The sequence below is a fragment of the Methylomicrobium agile genome (assembly GCF_000733855.1).
GTDB lineage: Bacteria > Pseudomonadota > Gammaproteobacteria > Methylococcales > Methylomonadaceae > Methylomicrobium > Methylomicrobium agile.
In genome coordinates this window covers 424619-443240 of sequence record NZ_JPOJ01000001.1, presented here as the reverse complement: position 1 = coordinate 443240, position 18622 = coordinate 424619, and the positions used below count along the sequence as shown (strand labels likewise).

General features: G+C 55.6%; 16 protein-coding genes. 13 read left to right on the top strand and 3 right to left on the bottom strand.

Features of this window, described 5'->3' with window-relative positions:
* Nucleotides 1-201 precede the first annotated feature (201 nt).
* Both CC94_RS21110 and CC94_RS23525 read right to left on the bottom strand, forming a co-directional pair.
* Nucleotides 202-2046, bottom strand: a complete 1845-nt coding sequence (locus CC94_RS21110) for a L,D-transpeptidase family protein (RefSeq protein ID WP_005373528.1) — start codon at nt 2044-2046, stop codon at nt 202-204.
* 227 nt (nt 2047-2273) lie between these two features.
* Nucleotides 2274-2426 carry a hypothetical protein gene (locus CC94_RS23525; RefSeq protein ID WP_157203353.1) on the bottom strand — a complete coding sequence of 51 codons (153 nt, stop codon included), beginning with the start codon at nt 2424-2426 and terminating at the stop codon, nt 2274-2276.
* Between CC94_RS23525 and CC94_RS0102095 the strand changes: the two genes are divergently transcribed.
* Entirely contained in the window at nt 2415-5834 is a 3420-nt protein-coding gene (locus CC94_RS0102095; protein ID WP_005373526.1) for a mechanosensitive ion channel domain-containing protein, read from the top strand. The genes CC94_RS23525 and CC94_RS0102095 overlap by 12 nt on opposite strands.
* A gap of 36 nt (nt 5835-5870) precedes the next feature.
* On the opposite strand, the gene CC94_RS0102090 is transcribed toward CC94_RS0102095, so the two are convergent.
* Nucleotides 5871-6356, bottom strand: coding sequence for a flavin reductase family protein (locus CC94_RS0102090; protein ID WP_005373523.1), 486 nt, complete (start codon nt 6354-6356; stop codon nt 5871-5873).
* Nucleotides 6357-6736: 380 nt separating this feature from the next.
* Here CC94_RS0102090 and CC94_RS0102085 point away from each other — a divergent pair, with 380 nt between their 5' ends.
* The 12 genes from CC94_RS0102085 (at nt 6737) to CC94_RS0102030 (ending at nt 18423) form a co-directional block, all read left to right on the top strand.
* Complete coding sequence (locus CC94_RS0102085) at nt 6737-8092, top strand: Na(+)-translocating NADH-quinone reductase subunit A (protein WP_005373522.1); 1356 nt, start codon at nt 6737-6739, stop codon at nt 8090-8092.
* Nucleotides 8092-9294, top strand: coding sequence for an NADH:ubiquinone reductase (Na(+)-transporting) subunit B (locus CC94_RS0102080; RefSeq protein WP_005373521.1), 1203 nt, complete (start codon nt 8092-8094; stop codon nt 9292-9294). The genes CC94_RS0102085 and CC94_RS0102080 overlap by 1 nt, the downstream gene beginning before the upstream one ends.
* Nucleotides 9287-10222 carry a Na(+)-translocating NADH-quinone reductase subunit C gene (locus CC94_RS0102075; RefSeq protein ID WP_005373520.1) on the top strand — a complete coding sequence of 312 codons (936 nt, stop codon included), beginning with the start codon at nt 9287-9289 and terminating at the stop codon, nt 10220-10222. The genes CC94_RS0102080 and CC94_RS0102075 overlap by 8 nt, the downstream gene beginning before the upstream one ends.
* The gene (locus CC94_RS0102070; RefSeq protein ID WP_005373518.1) at nt 10219-10914 is read left to right on the top strand and encodes an NADH:ubiquinone reductase (Na(+)-transporting) subunit D; all 696 of its coding nucleotides are present in this window, start codon (nt 10219-10221) and stop codon (nt 10912-10914) included. The genes CC94_RS0102075 and CC94_RS0102070 overlap by 4 nt, the downstream gene beginning before the upstream one ends.
* The gene (gene nqrE / locus CC94_RS0102065) at nt 10914-11522 is read left to right on the top strand and encodes an NADH:ubiquinone reductase (Na(+)-transporting) subunit E (RefSeq protein WP_005373516.1); all 609 of its coding nucleotides are present in this window, start codon (nt 10914-10916) and stop codon (nt 11520-11522) included. Before CC94_RS0102070 ends, nqrE begins: the two co-directional genes overlap by 1 nt.
* A gap of 10 nt (nt 11523-11532) precedes the next feature.
* A complete protein-coding gene (gene nqrF, locus CC94_RS0102060; protein WP_005373514.1) occupies nt 11533-12753 on the top strand; it encodes an NADH:ubiquinone reductase (Na(+)-transporting) subunit F in 1221 nt (406 codons plus the stop codon).
* A 224-nt stretch (nt 12754-12977) separates the two neighbouring features.
* Nucleotides 12978-13289: a DUF2845 domain-containing protein gene (locus tag CC94_RS0102055; RefSeq protein WP_157203352.1), complete on the top strand. Its 312-nt coding sequence runs from the start codon at nt 12978-12980 to the stop codon at nt 13287-13289.
* Nucleotides 13290-13484: 195 nt separating this feature from the next.
* On the top strand, nt 13485-13676 hold the full coding sequence (gene nqrM, locus CC94_RS0102050) for a (Na+)-NQR maturation NqrM (RefSeq protein ID WP_005373512.1): 192 nt from the start codon (nt 13485-13487) through the stop codon (nt 13674-13676).
* Nucleotides 13677-13792: 116 nt separating this feature from the next.
* Complete coding sequence (locus CC94_RS0102045; protein WP_342633112.1) at nt 13793-14158, top strand: CBS domain-containing protein; 366 nt, start codon at nt 13793-13795, stop codon at nt 14156-14158.
* 14 nt (nt 14159-14172) lie between these two features.
* A complete protein-coding gene (gene sbcB / locus CC94_RS0102040) occupies nt 14173-15654 on the top strand; it encodes an exodeoxyribonuclease I (RefSeq protein WP_005373510.1) in 1482 nt (493 codons plus the stop codon).
* A gap of 31 nt (nt 15655-15685) precedes the next feature.
* Nucleotides 15686-17245, top strand: a complete 1560-nt coding sequence (locus CC94_RS0102035) for an MBOAT family O-acyltransferase (protein WP_005373508.1) — start codon at nt 15686-15688, stop codon at nt 17243-17245.
* A gap of 2 nt (nt 17246-17247) precedes the next feature.
* Nucleotides 17248-18423 (top strand): hypothetical protein, encoded by a 1176-nt coding sequence (locus CC94_RS0102030; protein ID WP_005373506.1) that lies wholly within the window; start codon nt 17248-17250, stop codon nt 18421-18423.
* The last annotated feature ends 199 nt before the right edge of the window (nt 18424-18622 follow it).

Genomic DNA, 18622 nt, shown 5'->3' with positions numbered 1-18622 from the left:
GGCGCCGCGTGCTCGGGCCGCTGGCGAGATAATCTCGAAACTTCATTCGGCGATTAAAGTGTATATCCGCGAGCGGTACAATGTAACGGATTAAATAATGATACCTTGCGGATAGGCAATGGTTAGTTTTCTTACCCATCCTCAAGCGCTCTTCCGTTTTCATATCCCTCATCGAAGGCTTCCGGTAAACCTAAATCGGGCCTAAATGCCGACCGACCCGGCAGGCTCTGAAAGACGCCGTCCATTTGAGTGCGCTGGCGATGCAGTACCCTGGCTAACGAACAGCAATTGGTCGGACAAGTCCGAGCTGTTTTTCAGGGCTTCGAGCAGCACCGTGTCGTGGCCGTAGATGTCGCGATAGAAAGCCACTTCGCCGTTCTGCTCGGCGAACGAGGTCGTATAAAAGAATAGAATGGGGATCGATCTTTTCAGCATCACGCGCTGCATTTTTGGGGCCTGCATCGCGAGCTGAATATTTTCTTTGGTCCATTCGGGCTGGTTTCTGAGCGCGAATTCGGCGAGTTCCTGCGGTTTTTCGATGCGCACGCAGCCATGGCTGAAGTCGCGAGTCGATCGGTTGAACAGCGATTTCGACGGCGTATCATGCAGATAGACGTCGTCCTTGTTGGGAAACATGAATTTGACTTTGCCGAGCGGATTTTTTTTACCCGGCCGCTGGCGGATCTTCAGAAGGCCCTGTTTGAGCATCAGCAGCGAATCGACGTTCAGCGGAACCGGTTTGGCCTGGTCGCTGAACGCGGCGACGATCTCCAGGTTTTCGGAATGCAGATAAGCCGGATTCGCGATCAGTTTGGGTACGATCTCGTTTTTGGTGATGCTGTAGGGGACATTCCAATAAGGCATGAAATCGATGAACCTCATTTCGGCCATCAGCACCGGGGTTTGGGTCTTCATCGCTTGGCCGACCACGACCCGCATGCTGAGAGGTGAAGGTTCGTTCTTGCTGATATCGTCATACACCCACATTTGAAACGCCGGAATGTTCACCAGAATATAAGGGCCGCCGCCGATTTCGGGGAGCCAGCGCAGTCTTTCCAGCGCCAGTTCGATTTGGGTTACCCGTTCGGACAGCGGTACGCCGAGGGCGGCGGCGGTGCCTCTGCCGAGCACGCCGTCTGCGGTCAGCCCGTGATGAGCCTGGAAATGCCTGACACCTTCGCTCAGCTCCTTGTCGTAAACCGGGCTGGCCGGCGTCTGGACCTTGTCCGCGCCGGCCTGAATTTCACCGGTTTGCACCAGGAAGCGCCGCAGTTCCTCCAACTGCGGATGCTTGTCGCCGATATGCACGGAGCGGGCGACATCGAGTTTAAGCGGCGCGACGCGCGCGGCCAATTCGCGGTAATGCGTCAATGCCTGTTTAAGTTTTCGGTATTGGTCCAGCTTCGGCTCGACCTCCGCGGGCAATGGCGCAATCCGGCCCCGGTCCCGGGCGGCGAGGATCAGCGCGGGTAAGTCGATGAGCTTCTTCTCGCGCAGTTTCAAGTTGAAGTTGATGCCTTGCGGGCTGACCCGCCCATAATGCAGGTCGTGCAGATAGCGCAGCAGGGACAAGCTGACGGCGGTATCGAACATGGCCCGTTTCCGGGCCGCAACCGGCGGGAGCTGGAGGGCCGCCGGCAGCATTTCCTTCAGCTTGCCGGCATCGTAATGTTGCGGATTCAGGCCTTCGCTGGCGGCATTCGATAACAGATCGAGCGTTTCCGCGATCAGCACTTCGGCATCGTTGCGGTTCAGCCAGACCGGTTCGTAATTCGCGGCTTTGTAAAGTGTCTGCATGTCCTCGGCGCGGCTGGCGAAACCGGTCTGGACCAAGTCAGGATGCTGTTTAGATTCGATCAGCGTAAAAATCTCTTTTCCGATGCCGGTCTGGGGAGGGGGGGCTTCTTGTGCGTGAAGCGGCGGCAACGGCCAGCCGAGAGAGAAACATAGCAGCAGGCGTGCGAGATAGTGGCGTTTGCTCGAACTGCTTGGAGCTTTCAATGTCGAAAGCGGCCGGCCGGCCGGGGCAACTCGATTTAATCCCATCGGAGTGGTCATTTTTGTTACTATAAACGGATTCATCGATTTATCGCGTTGGCAATAATTGTAAAGGCCAGGGCGGAGCTTTTTGAATGGGCTTGTCTCATACCAAATTTGTATTTAACCCTTCTTCATCAGTTACTTGCCGTAACCGATCCGGTTGTTCGTCCGCGCATTGCTTCCTGCAAATTTCGGTGTATCCGGGCCATTATAATGGATGATCGGGTTTGTGTTCAGTTCATTTCATCCTGCGGGCCGGACTGCCGGAGCCTGCCCGGAATAATCCGCTTCGGTGGTCCTTCAGGGCGGCAGTCAATTTCCAACGCGTTTTTATCATGATATTTTGCAGCTACCGATATTTTTTTACCGAAAAAATGAAAATTCATGGTGTTCTGATCATTTTTCTGCTGTTGAGTCTCGGATCCGGAGAGATGTGGGCCGGCACGGCGTTACCCGTCTCCAGCACGAACGATTCGGCGACCGAGTTCGGCAAGAAAGATCTGCAGAACAGGATTGATGCGCTGAACAAACGGCAGGGCGTCGATGAGGCCTTAAAAACCAAGGTGCTGGCGATTTACCAGGAGGCGGGAGACAATCTCGAAAATAAGGATAAATTTGCGGATCGCGAGGCGGATTACCGTGGGGCCTTAAAAACCGCGCCGCCAGAGACCCGGAGACTGCAGAAAGACATCGATGCGCTTCAGCAGAAAGCCTCCAGATCAAAGAATGAGGACTGGGACAGCATTCCGACCGAAGAGCTCGAACAGCGGTTGATCATTGAAAAAAGCAAGATGGCCGGCCTGATCGAACAGATCAAGAAGAAAGAAACGGAGTTTGTCGAGCAAAACAGCAGGCCGCAATTGATTCGGGAGGAGATCGTGGCGGCGAAACAGGCGATCGAAACCGATCAGTCGCATCTGACGGCGCCGGCAGCCGGTCTGACGTCCGCGCTGGAAAGCGATGCGAGACAGGCATTGCTGCGGACCGCCATCGCCAGACGTAATGCCGAGCTGAAAATGCTCGAAGCCGAAGCGCTCAGCAATCCGGTGCGGGTGGATTTGCTGAAAATCGAACTGCAATGGCTTGATCTCAAACAAAACGAATTGGGGGCCGTCCTCGAAACCGTAGAAGGATTGCTGGCGGAGCGCCGGCAAAAGGAAGCGCAGGAAATTCAGAATGCGCTGAGTCAGGCCGAAAAAGAGCTCGCCGGCAAGCATCCCTTGATCCAGCAGATTACGCGCGAGAATCTGCAATATACGCGCGACCTGCAGAACATCAACAGCAAAACCGAAAAATTTGCCGAGCGGAAAAACGCCATCGACGCTGCCGCCGTCAATATCGGCAACGATTTCCAATCCGCCGAAAAGAAAATCAGCCTCGCCGGGCTGAGCCCCGCGCTGGGAAGGATTTTGCGCGAGCAACGGCGTAATCTGGCTAACCAGGATCGTTACCTTTTGCTGACCGACAATCTGCAGGATGACACGGCGACGGCCAGCCTCGAGCAATTCAAGGTCGATGACCAGCTGCGGCGGCGCCTCGTGAATTTGGATGTCGAACTCAGCGAGTTGATGCGCACCCGGGTCGATGCGTCGCTGCCGGTCGATCAGCGCATGAGGGTCCAGGCGGAGCTGCGGGTGCTGCTGAACAGTAGGAAAGATCTGTTGAACCGGTTGTCTGTGGCTTATGCCGCCTATTTGCGGGCACTGGGAGACTTCGATTTCGCCCGTCAGCAGTTGGCGTCGCAGATCGATAAATTCGCCAGCTTTCTCGATCAGCGTTTGCTCTGGGTGCCCAGCTCAGAGCCGGTCAATCTGGTATTTTTCGCCGGCCTGTATGAATCGGCGCAATGGTTGCTGTCGTCTTCGCACTGGATGGAGGCAATCAAGGATCTGTGGAGTTCGGCGCTGAATCGTCCTTTCCTGGCCTTGTTGGCGGTGCTGGTTTTAAGTGGGTTGCCGTTGGGCAGAAACTGGGCGAAGCCGCGGCTGACTTTACTCCTGGAAAAGACTGAAAAGATTTATGCCGACAGTTTCAGCAACGGTCTGCAGGCCCTGGTCTATACCCTGCTGATGGTGTTGCCGGCGCCTGCCTTGATCTATTTGATCGGCTGGTTTCTGGAGAACGCCTGGCAGGCGGCCGATTTCAGCCAGGCGGTGGGGGTCGGGCTCAAAACGTCCGCCGTACCGCTCTGCCTGACGCAGTTCTTTTACCGTTTGTTTCGCGCCGACGGCGTGGCGGTCAAACATTTTCAATGGCAAAAAACCAATGCCCAACTGATGCGCAGGCATCTGGGCTGGGTGCGTTATGTGGTCGTGCCCGGCGTCTTTACGGTCTATTGCGCCAGTGCGTCGAAAAGCTCGATCTATGGCGATAGTCTGGGACGCTTGGCGCTGATTGCCGTAATGATTGCGATGGGGGTATTTTTCGGCCGGATTCTGCAGTTCGACAAGGGACTCTTGAGCAACCACATGCTGACTTATCCCGAAGGTTGGGTGGCGCGTTTGCGTTATATCTGGTATCCGGCGGTTTGCCTCTTGCCGTTGATCGTGGTCGGCTTCGCGGTGGCGGGTTACTATCTGAGCGCGGTCGAACTGCAACAAAAACTGGTCGTGACCCTGCGGTTCGCATTCGGCTTGATCGTGATTCACGAACTCGCGATGCGCTGGCTGACGCTGGCGAACCGCCAGCTGGCGATCAGGAATGCGCGACAAAAACGCAAGACGGCGATGCAGAGCGAAAAAGCGGCGGCCGCACCTGCGGGAGGCGAGGATCCGATGCTGCCGGTCGACGAACAGTTGGTCGACATTCCGAAGATCAATGCGCAGACGATTAAATTGATACACGTATCGATTGCCTTTGCCGCACTGGCCGGCGCCGGCATCGTCTGGCAGGATATTTTGCCGGCATTCTCGTTCCTGGATCGGGTCGCCTTGTGGCAGCATCTGGACAAAGTGGATGGGCAGGAGGTTTATTTGCCGATTACGCTGGCCAATTTGCTGTTGGCCGGTTTTTACGTCTTTATTACCGTGGTGGCGGTCAGAAATTTTTCCGGGGTGATGGAACTGCTGGTCTTCAGGCGTTTATCGGTCGAGGCGGGCGTGCGTTATGCAGTCAATCAGCTTGCCGGGTACGCGCTGATGGCGATCGGTTTTGTCGTTGTCGCCAATGAACTGGGCGGTAGCTGGTCGCAAGTGCAGTGGCTGGTCGCGGCGCTCGGTGTCGGCCTGGGTTTCGGCTTGCAGGAAATTTTTGCCAATTTGGTGTCCGGCATCATCTTGCTGTTCGAACGGCCGGTCCGGGTCGGCGATACGGTCACGATCGGGACGGTAACAGGCAAGGTCGCCCGTATCCAGATGCGGGCGACCACACTGATCGATTCGGATCAAAAAGAACTGATCGTGCCGAACAAGACTTTCATCACCAGTCAGCTGATCAACTGGTCGCTGACCGATACGACGACCCGGGTCGTGATTCCGGTCGGCATTGCGTACGGGTCGAATGTCGAAGAGGCGCATCAGTTGATGAGCGATACGGTCAAATCGACGCCGCTGGTGCTGGCCGAGCCGGAACCGAGCGTGCTGTTCGTCGGCTTCGGCGAGAACTCGCTCAATTTCTCGATACGGATTTTCGTCAGCGAACTGTCGCACCGCATGCAGGCGACCCACAATATCCACCTGCGGCTCGAAAAGGCTTTTCGCGAACACCGCATCAATATTCCGTTTCCGCAGCGGGAAGTGCATATTCGCTCGGCCGGCGCGGACTGCGGCGTGCCGATGCGGGAAAAGCCGGCTTGAAGCCGGCTCGCAAAACGAGAAATTCGCAACCGTTATTTATTGTTCGGACAGTCCCCGGTATTGGCTGCGGAAATACAAGAGAGGCTCGCCGTCGCGGCAGACCGTGTTCTCGACTTCTCCGATGATGATCCAGTGCGTGCCGGCGTGCACTTTTTCGACGACCCGGCAATCGAGCGACGCGATACTGTCGTTCAGCAGCGGCACGCCCTGAATGCCTGCGGTCCAGCCTGCCTGTTCGAAGCGTTCCTGCTGGCTCAGGCCGCCGGCAAAGTGACTCGAAACGTCCTGCTGCCGGCTGCTGAGTACATTCACCGAAAAACGCTCGCTTTCCTTGATGCCTTCGCCGGTGTCGGCGGATTCGTTGATGCAAACCAGAATCTGCGGCGGAGTCATCGAAACGCTTGCAAAAGCGGTTACCGTCATTCCCTGATTCCCGAGCTTCGCCGAGTGGGTGGCGACCACGGCGACGCCGCTTGCCCATTGTTGTAATGCTTTTTTGAATTCGTCGCCGGTGACAGCCATCAAGTTCTCCAGAGTGATTTGAAAAGCGCTGCGTCTTCCTGCCGATGGAGAAACAACGTCGAAAAGAGCGCCATATGTTACAACAGCGAGGCAGCCTTGTTAAATCCGCGCAGAGGGCGAAGAAATCCGGACAGACATGGCGGTTTTTACCGCAATCGTCTTGTTTTGAACTGGCCAGTCTTTATGAATCAATGCCTTAACGGTTTTGTACGAAATAATCCAGTAAATCAAGGATTTCTGTAGAATTTGCCAGGTTGAGAAAAGTGCGGTTTTGTGATGTAATGGGATGATTTTTTACCATAGTGTCTCCGGATGTTTGATTGCGGTCGGAATAAGGGGGACAATTTCGCGGCTACTTGCTTGGAGAGTAGGTTTCAACTATGCAATTTACAATAAAGAAAGGTTTGGATCTGCCGATTACCGGCGGCCCCGAACAGGTAATCGAGAAGGGCAACGAAGTCAGAACCGTCGCCGTTCTGGGAACGGACTATGTCGGCATGAAGCCGACCATGTTGGTCGGCGAAGGGGACTCCATCAAGCTGGGCCAGATCATCTTTACCGACAAAAAAAATCCCGGCGTCAACTTTACCGCGCCCGGAGCCGGCACGGTCAAGGCGATCAACCGCGGCGCGAAGCGTGCACTGCAGTCGGTCGTGATCGAACTGGCCGGCGACGAGCAGGTTGCGTTCGCGCAATATCCGGAAACCGAACTGGCGGGCCTGAGCGACGAGCAGGTCAGAGAGAACCTGCTGCAATCCGGCTTGTGGACCACGCTCCGTACCCGCCCGTACGGCAAGATTCCGGCCGTCGACACGAAGCCCCGCTCGATCTTCGTGACGGCGATCGATACCAGTCCGCTGGCGGCCGATCCGGCCGTGATCATCAAGGATCGCAGCGCCGATTTCGTGAACGGCCTCACCGTCATTTCCAAGCTGACCGACGGCAAGGTCCATGTCTGCAAGAAGACCGGCGCGGATGTGCCGGTCGGCAATACGCCTTCGGTTCAGGTCTCCGAGTTTTCCGGTCCGCATCCGGCCGGCCTGCCGAGCACGCACATCCATTTCATCGATCCGGTCAATGCCGAAAAATTCGTATGGCATCTGGATTATCAGGCGGTGATCGCGATCGGCGCGCTGTTTACGAACGGTAAATTGAATGTCGAGAAAGTCGTTTCATTGGCCGGTCCTACGGTCAAGAATCCTCGTCTGATCCGGACCCGCGTTGGCGCGAATACCGATGACCTGGTCAAGGGCGAACTCGAAGACATCGAGAATCGCGTCATTTGCGGTTCGGTGCTGTATGGCCATCAGGCTTCCGAATGGGCGGCCTACCTGGGCTGCTACAGCAACCAGGTTTCCGTACTGCAGGAAGGCCGCGCCCGCGAACTGTTCGGCTGGATCGTTCCCGGCAAGGACAAATACTCGGCGCTGGACGTCTACATCCACAGCCGTCAAGACAGAAAATCGGGCCGGCTGTTCCCGTTGACGACCAATAAAAACGGCAGTAACCGTGCGATCGTGCCGGTCGGCATTTACGAAACCGTGATGCCGCTGGATATTCTGCCGACGCCGCTGGTGAAGTCGCTGATCGTCGGCGACACCGATAATGCCCAGTTGCTCGGCTGCCTGGAACTCGATGAAGAAGACATGGCGCTGCTGACGTTTGTCGATCCCGGCAAACACGACTTCGGCCCCGTGCTCAGAGCGAATTTAACTAAGATTGAGAAGGAAGGATAATGTCGGCTAGAGAGTTTTTAGATAAGTTAGAGCCACATTTTACAAAAGGCGGCAGGTTTGAAAAGTATTACGGCCTCTACGAGATGGTCGATACTTTCATTTACACGCCACCGACAGTAACGCGCGGCACGACCCATGTTCGCGACGGCAACGACTTGAAACGCACGATGACCTTCGTCGTCATCGCCACCGCTTTCTGTATCCTGATGGCATTGTACAACACCGGCTATCAGGCGAACTTGGCGATCAATGCGCTGGGAAGAGAGGGCGCCGAAGGCTGGCGCGGCGTAATCATGAGCCTGTTCGGCTATAACACGATGAATCCGCTGTCCAATCTGCTGCACGGCGCCTTGTATTTCTTTCCGATCTACATCGTGACCCTGGCGGTCGGCGGTGTGTGGGAAGTTTTGTTCGCGACCGTGCGCGGCCATGAAGTCAACGAAGGCTTTTTGGTTTCCTCGATGCTGTATGCCCTGATCCTGCCGCCCGACATGCCGTTGTGGCAAGTCGCGCTCGGCATTTCGTTCGGTATCGTAATCGGCAAGGAAGTGTTCGGCGGTACCGGCAAGAATTTTCTGAATCCTGCATTGACCGGTCGCGCCTTCCTGTATTTCGCGTATCCGGCTTCGATCTCGGGCGATTCGGTCTGGGTTGCGGTCGACGGTTATACCGCCGCGACCCCGCTGGGTCTGGCTGCGAACGGCGGTATGGAAGCGGTCTATAAAGCCAATTATACCTGGATGCAAACGTTCTTCGGCTTTGAGCCGGGTTGTCTTGGCGAGACCTCGACGTTGGCGATCCTGATCGGCGCAGCCTTCCTGCTGTGGACGCGCGTCGCATCCTACAGGATCATGGCCGGCGTATTCCTGGGCATGGTGGCGACCTCGTCTCTGCTCAATTTTATCGGCAGCAACACCAATCCGATGTTTACTATGCCCTGGTACTGGCATTTGACCACCGGCGGCTTCGCTTTCGGCATGGTGTATATGGCGACCGATCCGGTTTCCGCGGCGATGACCGACGCCGGCCGCTGGATTTTCGGCGTATTGGTCGGCTTCATGACCGTAGTGGTGCGTGTCATCAATCCGGCTTTTCCGGAAGGCATCATGCTGGCGATTCTGTTCTCGAACATGTTTGCGCCGACGATCGACTATTTCGTAATTCAGGCCAATATCAGAAGAAGGATCAAACGCCATGCCTAATCAACAAAAGCCATGCAAACATCTGGAAAAGGTTTGCAATAAGCTGAATGAATACGAGTCTTATCGTAAGTTTTTAATTTATAAAGATAAAATTCTGGCGATGGGCAACGATAGTCTGGAGAAGACTATCGCGATCGCACTGTCGCTGTGCTTTGTCTGCGCGATTTTAGTGTCGTTCTCGGCGGTCGCGCTGAAGCCGTTCCAGATCTATAACAAGGATCTGGACATGAAGAAAAACATCCTCGACGTCGCCGGCCTGCTCGAAGAGGGCATGGATATCGACAAGGCATTCGCGGATAAGATCGAAGCGAAAGTCGTCGACCTGGAAACCGGCGATTATGTCGAAAACATCGACGCGAATGCTTACGATCAACGCAAGGCTGCGAAAGATCCGGCGCAAAGCGTCGCGATTCCGAAGGAGAAAGATATTGCGCATATCCGCGTCAAGGCAAAACTGGCCAAAGTCTTTTTGGTCAAGGAAGGCGGTACGCTGAAATCGGTCATCCTGCCGGTCAGCGGTTATGGTTTGTGGTCGACCCTGTACGGCTTCTTGTCGTTGGATCCGGACGGCCAAACGGTGCAAAGCATCAACTTTTATGACCAGGCAGAAACGCCGGGCCTGGGCGGCGAAGTGGTGAACCCGAATTGGCGCGCACTGTGGAAAGGCAAAAAGGTCTATGCGGTGACCAATCAGCCGTCGATGGAAAAAGGTCTGATTGCCGAAGCCGATGTCGGCGAGCCGGCGTTGAGCCTGATCAAAGGCACCGTCGATCCGAGCAAGCCGGGTTCCGAATATCAGGTTGACGGTTTGGCGGGGGCGACCCTGACAAGTACCGGCGTGACCAATCTGGTCAGGTACTGGATGAGCCAAGAAGGCTTTGCGAAGTACCTGAGCAAAGTGAGAGTGAATCAAGGGGCAAAATCATGAGTGCAGTATTAGATAAAGTCGGACTCAATTCCGAAACTCAAAAAGTGGTGACCACGCCGCTGGTCGAAAACAACCCGATCACTTTACAGGTCCTGGGGATCTGTTCGGCGCTGGCGGTCACTTCGAAAATGTCGACCTCGCTGATCATGGCGCTGGCCTTGACGCTGGTCACCGCGTTTTCGAGCGCGGCGATCAGCGCGATCCGGAACCATATTCCGAGCAGCATCCGGATCATCGTGCAAATGACGATCATCGCATCGCTCGTGATCGTGGTCGATCAGTTATTGAAAGCGTTTGCGTTCGATGTCAGCAAGCAGCTGTCGGTTTTCGTCGGCCTGATCATCACGAACTGTATCGTGATGGGCCGTGCCGAAGGTTATGCGATGAAGAATCCGCCGCTCGAAAGCTTTTGGGACGGCATCGGCAACGGCCTGGGCTATAGCCTGATCCTGGTCACCGTCGCGTTTTTCCGCGAAACCCTGGGTTCCGGCAAGCTGCTCGGTTTTGAAGTGCTCAAATTGACCAAAGACGGCGGCTGGTACGATCCAAACGGCCTCATGCTGCTGCCGCCCAGCGCGTTCTTCATCATCGGCCTGATCATCTGGGGCGTGCGCCAAGCGAAGCCGAACCAGCGCGAAACGGTCGATTACAAAATCATGTCGATAGCTCACGGTGAAGGAGGGCACCACTAATGGAAGCGTATATCAGTTTATTTATCAAATCGGTTTTCATTGAAAACCTGGCGCTGTCCTTCTTTCTGGGTATGTGCACCTTTATCGCGGTGTCGAAGAAAATTTCGACTGCGATAGGTCTCGGCGTCGCGGTGATGATCGTACAGGCGATCACCGTGCCGGCCAACAACCTGGTTTATCATGCGGTATTGAAGGAAAACGCCTTGGCTTCCATCGGAATCAACGGCGTTGATCTGAGCTTTTTGGCCTTATTGAGCTGTATTGGAATCATCGCGGGCCTGGTACAGATTCTCGAAATGATTCTGGATAAGTTTTTTCCGGCCCTTTACCATGCGCTGGGCGTGTTTTTGCCGTTGATTACGGTCAACTGCGCGATTCTGGGCGGCAGTTTGTTCATGATCGAGCGCGACTACAACTTCGGCGAAAGCGTGACCTACGGTGTCGGTAGCGGTCTGGGCTGGGCATTGGCGATTACGGTCATGGCCGGCGTGCGCGAAAAGCTCAAATACAGTGATATTCCCGCCGGTTTGCAGGGCCTGGGCATCACTTTCATTACTGCGGGTCTGATGTCTCTCGGCTTCATGGCTTTCTCCGGAATCCAACTGTAAGGGTAATCGAATGCTGGATATTTTATTAGGGATTTTCATCTTTACGGCGCTGGTGATTGCGCTCGTATTCATGATTCTCGGCGCAAAACGAAAACTGGTGGCCGAAGGCGATGTTGAGATCCTGATCAATGATGAAAAGAAAATTCATGTGCCGGTCGGCGCCAAATTACTGACCGCGCTGGCGGACAATGGTTTGTTCGTGTCCTCGGCCTGCGGCGGCGGCGGAACCTGCGGTCAGTGCAAGGTCATAGTCAAATCCGGTGGCGGCGAAATCCTGCCGACCGAATTGACCCATATCACCAAGCGCGAAGCGGCCTGCGGCGAACGTCTCTCCTGCCAGGTCAGCGTCAAGCACGACATGGACATCGAAGTCGAAGATTCGGTTTTTGGTGTCAAAAAATGGGAGTGTACGGTCAAATCGAACGATAACGTTGCGACTTTCATTAAGGAACTGGTGCTGGAGTTGCCGCCCGGTGAATCGATCAATTATCGCGCCGGCGGTTATATTCAGATCGAATGTCCGCCGCATGTGGTCAATTATAAGGACTACGATATCGAAGAACGTTTCCATGAAGATTGGGATAAATATAATCTGTGGCGCTATGTCTCCGACGTGAAGGAGCCGGTCCTGCGCGCCTATTCAATGGCGAGCTACCCGGAAGAAAAAGAAATCATGCTGAACGTGCGTATCGCGACCCCTCCGCCAAGAGCGGACGAAAGCGTGCCCCCGGGCAAGATGTCTTCGTACATCTTCAGTTTGGAACCGGGCGACAAATGTATCATATCGGGACCTTATGGCGAATTCTTCGCGAAGGATACCGATGCCGACATGGTCTTCGTCGGCGGCGGCGCGGGGATGGCGCCGATGCGTTCGCACATCTTCGACCAATTGCGCCGGCTGAAATCGAAACGCAAGATGACGTTCTGGTACGGCGCGCGCAGCAAGCGCGAAATGTTCTATGTGGAAGATTTCGACATGCTCGCGAGAGAAAATCCCAATTTCACCTGGCATGTCGCCTTGTCCGATCCATTGCCGGAAGACAACTGGACCGGTTATACCGGCTTCATTCATAACGTGCTGTATGAAAACTATCTGAAAAATCATCCGGCACCGGAAGACTGCGAGTTCTATATGTGCGGTCCGCCGATGATGAACGCAGCGGTGATCAAGATGCTGCTCGATATCGGTGTCGAGCCGGAAAACATCATGCTCGACGATTTCGGCGGCTAAAGACCTGCCGGCCCTCTTCCGCGCACGACCTGTCTTGCGGAGGAGGGCTTCGCTGTTTTTAACGCTTTCCCGAAAACCATCGCTACAAGAATGTATGCGTCAGCCGCTCATTCCTTTTATCCTTATCGGAGTCGTTTGGTGCTATGTTCATGACTGATTGGCTTTCCTCTGCAAATGAATCATCTCAAGCAAAACGGAAGCGATTGCGTTTGAATCTGCTCTTGATGATCTTGCTGACGTATGCCGGTACCGCATTCGGCATTTCCACGATGCGCTGCGGCCACAATCTGATCGAGCTTCAGGACGATAAATACACTGTGCTGGAAATCTGCGGCGAGCCGGAATACATCTCCTACCGGACCAAGATTGTCGGCAGTATCCTGCACCATCCCCGCCGTACTCTCGATATTCAACAGTTCGAGGAGGTCCAGGTCGAAGAATGGGTCTATAATTTCGGGAGAAACCGGATCAAACAATTACTTCGTTTCGAGAATGGGATACTGGTAGAAATATCGGATCTGCAGCGGGGGCGATAAAAAATGAAGGAGAAGCTTTCGACCGCTTTCGAAAATCTCCGCCGAGAATAAACTTTTGGGCTTGTTACCGGTCCTTTGATTGACCGATTTATTTTGATGGCGGCAAACTCCGGTAAAGGGTATTATTCGTCCAATACAATCTTGAGATTGTCCGTTCCTGAAAAACGGGATTTTTTTCTTTCTTAGAGATTTATCATGACTTATTTTTTAGTGACATTTGCGATCATGCTCGCAGTAATCGTCTTGATGGCGATCGGCGTGATGTTCGGACGGCGCGCGATTAAAGGTTCGTGCGGCGGATTGAATTCCGGCTCATGCGTCTGTGTTGAGAAATGCGATAAAAGAAAAAAACTCGAGGCCGAACAAGCGTCGCTGCAGCAGCCTTAACTCTTAATTTATACAAAGCGTCGGTATTGGTCTCGGTTCGGTAACTGCTTTAATTGATAACAATTTAATGCGTTAAGGAGTTTGTTATGCTGAATAAAATATCAACAGCAGACTATATGACCAAACACTTAGTCACATTGACGCAGGATCACAGTGTCATCGATGCGATAAAGATCATGCTCGGCCATAAGATCACGTGTGCGCCCGTTCTCGATGATAAAGGCCAACTGCTGGGCATGTTTTCCGAAATGGACGGCATGAAGGCGTTTCTGGACACGGTCTATAATCAGGGCATGAGCGGTAAAGTCTGCGATTACATGACCAGAAACCCGATTACCGTGAATGCCGATATCAGTATCGTCGATCTGGCCGAGAAATTCATGAAATTGTCGGTCAGAAGTTTTCCCGTGTACGAAGACGGCGAACTGGTCGGGATCATCAGCCGGACCGATCTGTTCAAAGCGCTTGCCGCGACGCAATAACCCAGTCGTAGGTTGTGACGGATCACTCGCTTTATTGGCACGACTACGAAACGTTCGGTACGGACGCGCGTCGGGACCGTCCCGTCCAGTTTGCGGGCGTCCGTACCGATCTGCAATTCAATCCGATCGGCGAGCCGCTGGTCGTTTATCTGAAGCCGGCGGACGATTGCCTGCCGCACCCCGATGCCTGCTTGATTACCGGCATCACCCCGCAACTGGCCGAACAGAAAGGCGTCTGCGAAGCCGAATTCATTCGTTTGATTCATCGGGAAATCTCGACGCCGAACACCTGCGCCTTGGGCTACAACACGCTGCGCTTCGATGACGAGGTCACGCGCAATTGCCTTTACCGCAATTTTTACGATCCCTATGCGCGCGAGTGGCAACACGGGAACAGCCGCTGGGATCTGATCGATGTGGTCAGGGCGGCGCGCGCGTTGCGTCCGGACGGGCTCGCATGGCCGTTCAATGACGACGGCACGCCGACGTTGCGCCTCGACCGCCTGACCGTAGCCAACGGGCTTGTGCATGAAGCTGCGCACGACGCCTTGTCCGATGTCAAGGCGACGATTGCGCTCGCGCAGCTGCTCAGCCGGGCGCAGCCGAAACTGTACCCGTTCCTGTTTCGGCATCGCGTCAAGGCCGAAGCGCTGAAACTGCTGCAAATCGGCAGCTTCGAGCCGGTCGTCCATGTTTCGGGGAAATATCCTGCTTCTCGCCATTGTCTGGCGGTCGTGCTGCCGGTTGCCTGGCACCCCTCTAACGGCAACGGTGTGATCGTTTACGACGTATCGATCGATCCCGGACCGATGCTCGAATTGTCTGCCGCGGAAATCCGCCGGCGTATTTTTACCGCGGCGGAAGATTTACCCGAAGGGGAGACAAGAATTCCGCTCAAGACCGTTCATTTGAACAAATGTCCGGTGCTGGCGCCGGTGTCGGTCATTCGCGGGCAGGACGCCGAGCGCTTGGCGATCGATCTGGCCGCGTGCCGAGCGCATATTGCCAAAATCAAAGCCGCCGCCGGGCTGGCGGAAAAAATCGTGCAGGTGTTCGATGCGGAGAACGATTTCGAGACCGAGACCGACCCCGATCTGGCGATTTACCAGGGCGGTTTTTTTACGGATGAAGACAAGCGCAAAATGGCCAAGCTTCGTTCGATGTCGCCCGGCCAACTCGCCGAGACGACATTGACGTTTACCGACAGGCGCCTCTCCGAAATGCTGTTCCGTTACCGCGCGAGAAATTATCCGGACTCGCTGAACGCCGAAGAAACGGCGCGCTGGCAGCAGTTCTGCGCCGACCGCCTGAGCGGCCGCATACCGGGCGCCGGGATCACGTTCGACCGGTATTTTGCCCGTCTCGAAGCGCTGAGAAATGACGTGTCGGCCGATCGATCGATCGTCGCCGCCCTCCAATCCTATGCGCTTCAAAAAATGCGGCGTTTGGGCATCGAGCGCAGTCGGGCCGATCTGCCGGCCGCTTTGCCGGTTTAGCGGTCCGCCGGTTTGCCGAAGAGTTTACAGCGTGCTTTTCAATTCCTATGCGTTTATTTTCGGATTTCTTCCGATCACGTTGATTTTATTTTTCCTGATCGGAAAGCGCAGTCAATTTCTGGCCGCCGCCTGGCTGACGCTCGCTTCCCTGGCGTTTTACGGCTGGTGGAACCCGAACTACCTTTTGCTGTTGTTGCTTTCGATCGGCTTCAACTTCCGGATCGGCAAACAGATCGCCCTGATGAAACTCCGTTCTTCCAGATGGACCAAAGCGGTCTTCATACTCGGCGTTGCGGTTAACCTCGGCTTGCTCGGCTACTATAAATATCTTGGGTTTCTGATCGGCAACCTGAATCATTTCGTCGAGCGGTCGTTGCCGGTTCCCGAGATCGTGCTGCCGCTCGGCATCTCGTTCTTCACGTTCACCCAGTTGGCTTTTCTCGCCGACGCTTACCAGGGCCATGCGAAAGAATTCCGCCCTGTGCATTACGCTTTGTTCGTGACTTATTTCCCGCATTTGATCGCCGGGCCGGTGCTGCACCACAAGGAGATGATGTCGCAATTCGCCAAGCCCGCCATCTACCGGATCGATTGGGAAAATCTGGCGGTCGGCTTGTCGGTTTTTTTCATCGGCCTGTTCAAGAAGATGTTGCTTGCGGACGAGATGGCGCAGTATGCCCGGCCCGCGTTCGATGCGGCGGCCGAAGGAGAGGCATTGGGAATGCTCGACGCCTGGGGCGGGGCCTTGGCGTACAGTTTCCAGCTTTATTTCGATTTTTCCGCCTATTCGGACATGGCGATCGGCATCTCGCTCCTGTTCGGGATCAAGCTGCCGCTGAATTTCGATTCGCCGTACAAGGCCGCCAGCATCATCGATTTCTGGCGGCGCTGGCATATGACCCTGTCGCGCTTCCTGCGCGATTACCTTTACATTCCGCTGGGCGGAAACCGGCGCGGGCCGTTCCGACGGTATCTGAACCTGTTGGTCACGATGGTGCTCGGCGGCGCTTGGCATGGGGCGAACTGGACCTACATTCTGTGGGGCGCTCTGCACGGCCTGTACCTGGTCGTCAACCACCAGTGGCAGAGCAGCGTCTTGCGCCGGTGGGTGACGGCTTGCGTGCCCGCGCCGGTGTACCACAAAATCGCATTGCTGACGACTTTTCTCGCCGTCGTGGTGGCGTGGGTGTTTTTCCGCGCCGAGAATGTCGATGCGGCGCGGCTCCTGCTGGAAGGCATGGCCGGACAGCACGGCGTCGCACTGCCTTTGAAATGGCGGCAGGGGATGGGGGGAGCGGCCGAAATCCTGGCTCGGCACGGCATCGAGTTCCGCAACACCGACACCTTCAACGCCGCCAAGGCGCCGGTCCGGATTCTGATTTGCCTGGGCATCGTCTGGTTTCTTCCGAATACCCAGCAAATCATGGCGCGCTATCGTCCCGCGCTGGGCCTGGACGTTCCCGGCGAAATCCCGCAAGTCTGGTGGCATTGGCGGCCCAGCGGCGCATGGCTGGGCTTCGCCGTGACCGCCGCGACGCTCGGCATCCTGTCGCTGAACGAGATCAGCGAGTTCATCTATTTCCAATTCTGATAATGCGGCCGAAACGTTTTGCCCTGTCGCTGCTGATCGGCATCGGCCTGATTCTCGCCGCGGTCGCCGCACTCAACCGGATGGTGGATCCTTTCTGGTATTACCGCGATTTCGAGATCGACGGCCTGAACAAGGTCAAAACCAAAATGCGGCGTTTCGAACGCCATGTGAAGCCGATGGTCGTCGCGCGGGAGCAGCCGGAGGCGTTGATTTTCGGCAGTTCGTTCGCGGAAATCGGTTTCGACCCGACCCATGCCGGATTTACCGGCGGCGGCAAATTGGCCGGCTACAATTTCGGGATTGCCGGCGCGGATTGGGGGCGGGTGCTTTGCTATTTCGATTATGCGGTTGCTGCGACCGGAATGAAGCGGGCCTTCATCGGAATCACGCCGGGCGCCATGCCGCGCGTCGACTGCAAAGGCCGGTTGCCCGAAATCGACGGGTTTTCGGAAAGCAAATTGCTGTTGTCCCTGAAAGCGGTCTCCGCCTCGATCGGCACGATCAGGGAGCAGCGCAAGAACAGCCCGAGCCATACCCGCGAAGGCATGTATTATTACATCCGGGGCTTGCCGGGCGTGGAAGGCCAATTCCGCCAGTTTTTCGGCGAGCGGCTGAAAAAACAGCATTGCGACCTGACCTCCTTGCAACAGTCCGTGCCCGCGCCGCCCATACTGGACGCGGCCTTGCCCGGTGCCGATCCGGGACTCGATCTGGAAGGCTTGCGGCATATCGTCCGCCTCGCAAAACGGAAAGGCATCGAACTGACTTTGCTCGCCTACCCAAAACATGCGCTTTGGCTGGAGTTCGACGCGGTGTGCGGCGCCTACAAAGCTTATTGGTCGGGGCTCACCGCGGTCGCCGCGCTTCTCGAAGAGGAGGGCGGCCGTGCGGCGCTGTGGGAGTTTAGCCGCTACAACGGGATTACCGGCGAGCCAATCACTCAAAACAGCGCCGTTTATTGGCAGGATCCCGAACATTTCAATTACGAGTTCGGGAATCGGATTTTCGATGCGATTTATAAGCATCGGGACGAGGATCATCTCGGCAGCCGGATCACCTCAGGGAATATCTCGCGGGTTTACCGAAGCTATCTTGACAACAGAATTTCTTATCTCGGCTCCCATCCGGAGATTCTGGCGGCGCTGCGGAAGCAGCTGCTGTTGCCGGGGCGCGATTGACGGCGGTTTGCAAGCCGGGGCCTGGATTCCTCCATGCTGGCTCGTAGGCCGGATAAGCGAAGCGCATCCGGCGATCATAGAGTGGATGCGCTTCGCTTATCCGGCCTACGAGATATCTTGACTTGACGGCAAGAGGGGGACTTATTCGGAGTTTCCTTAAGCGCAAAATAGGCTGACGAGGGGCGTTCCGGCGGATTGG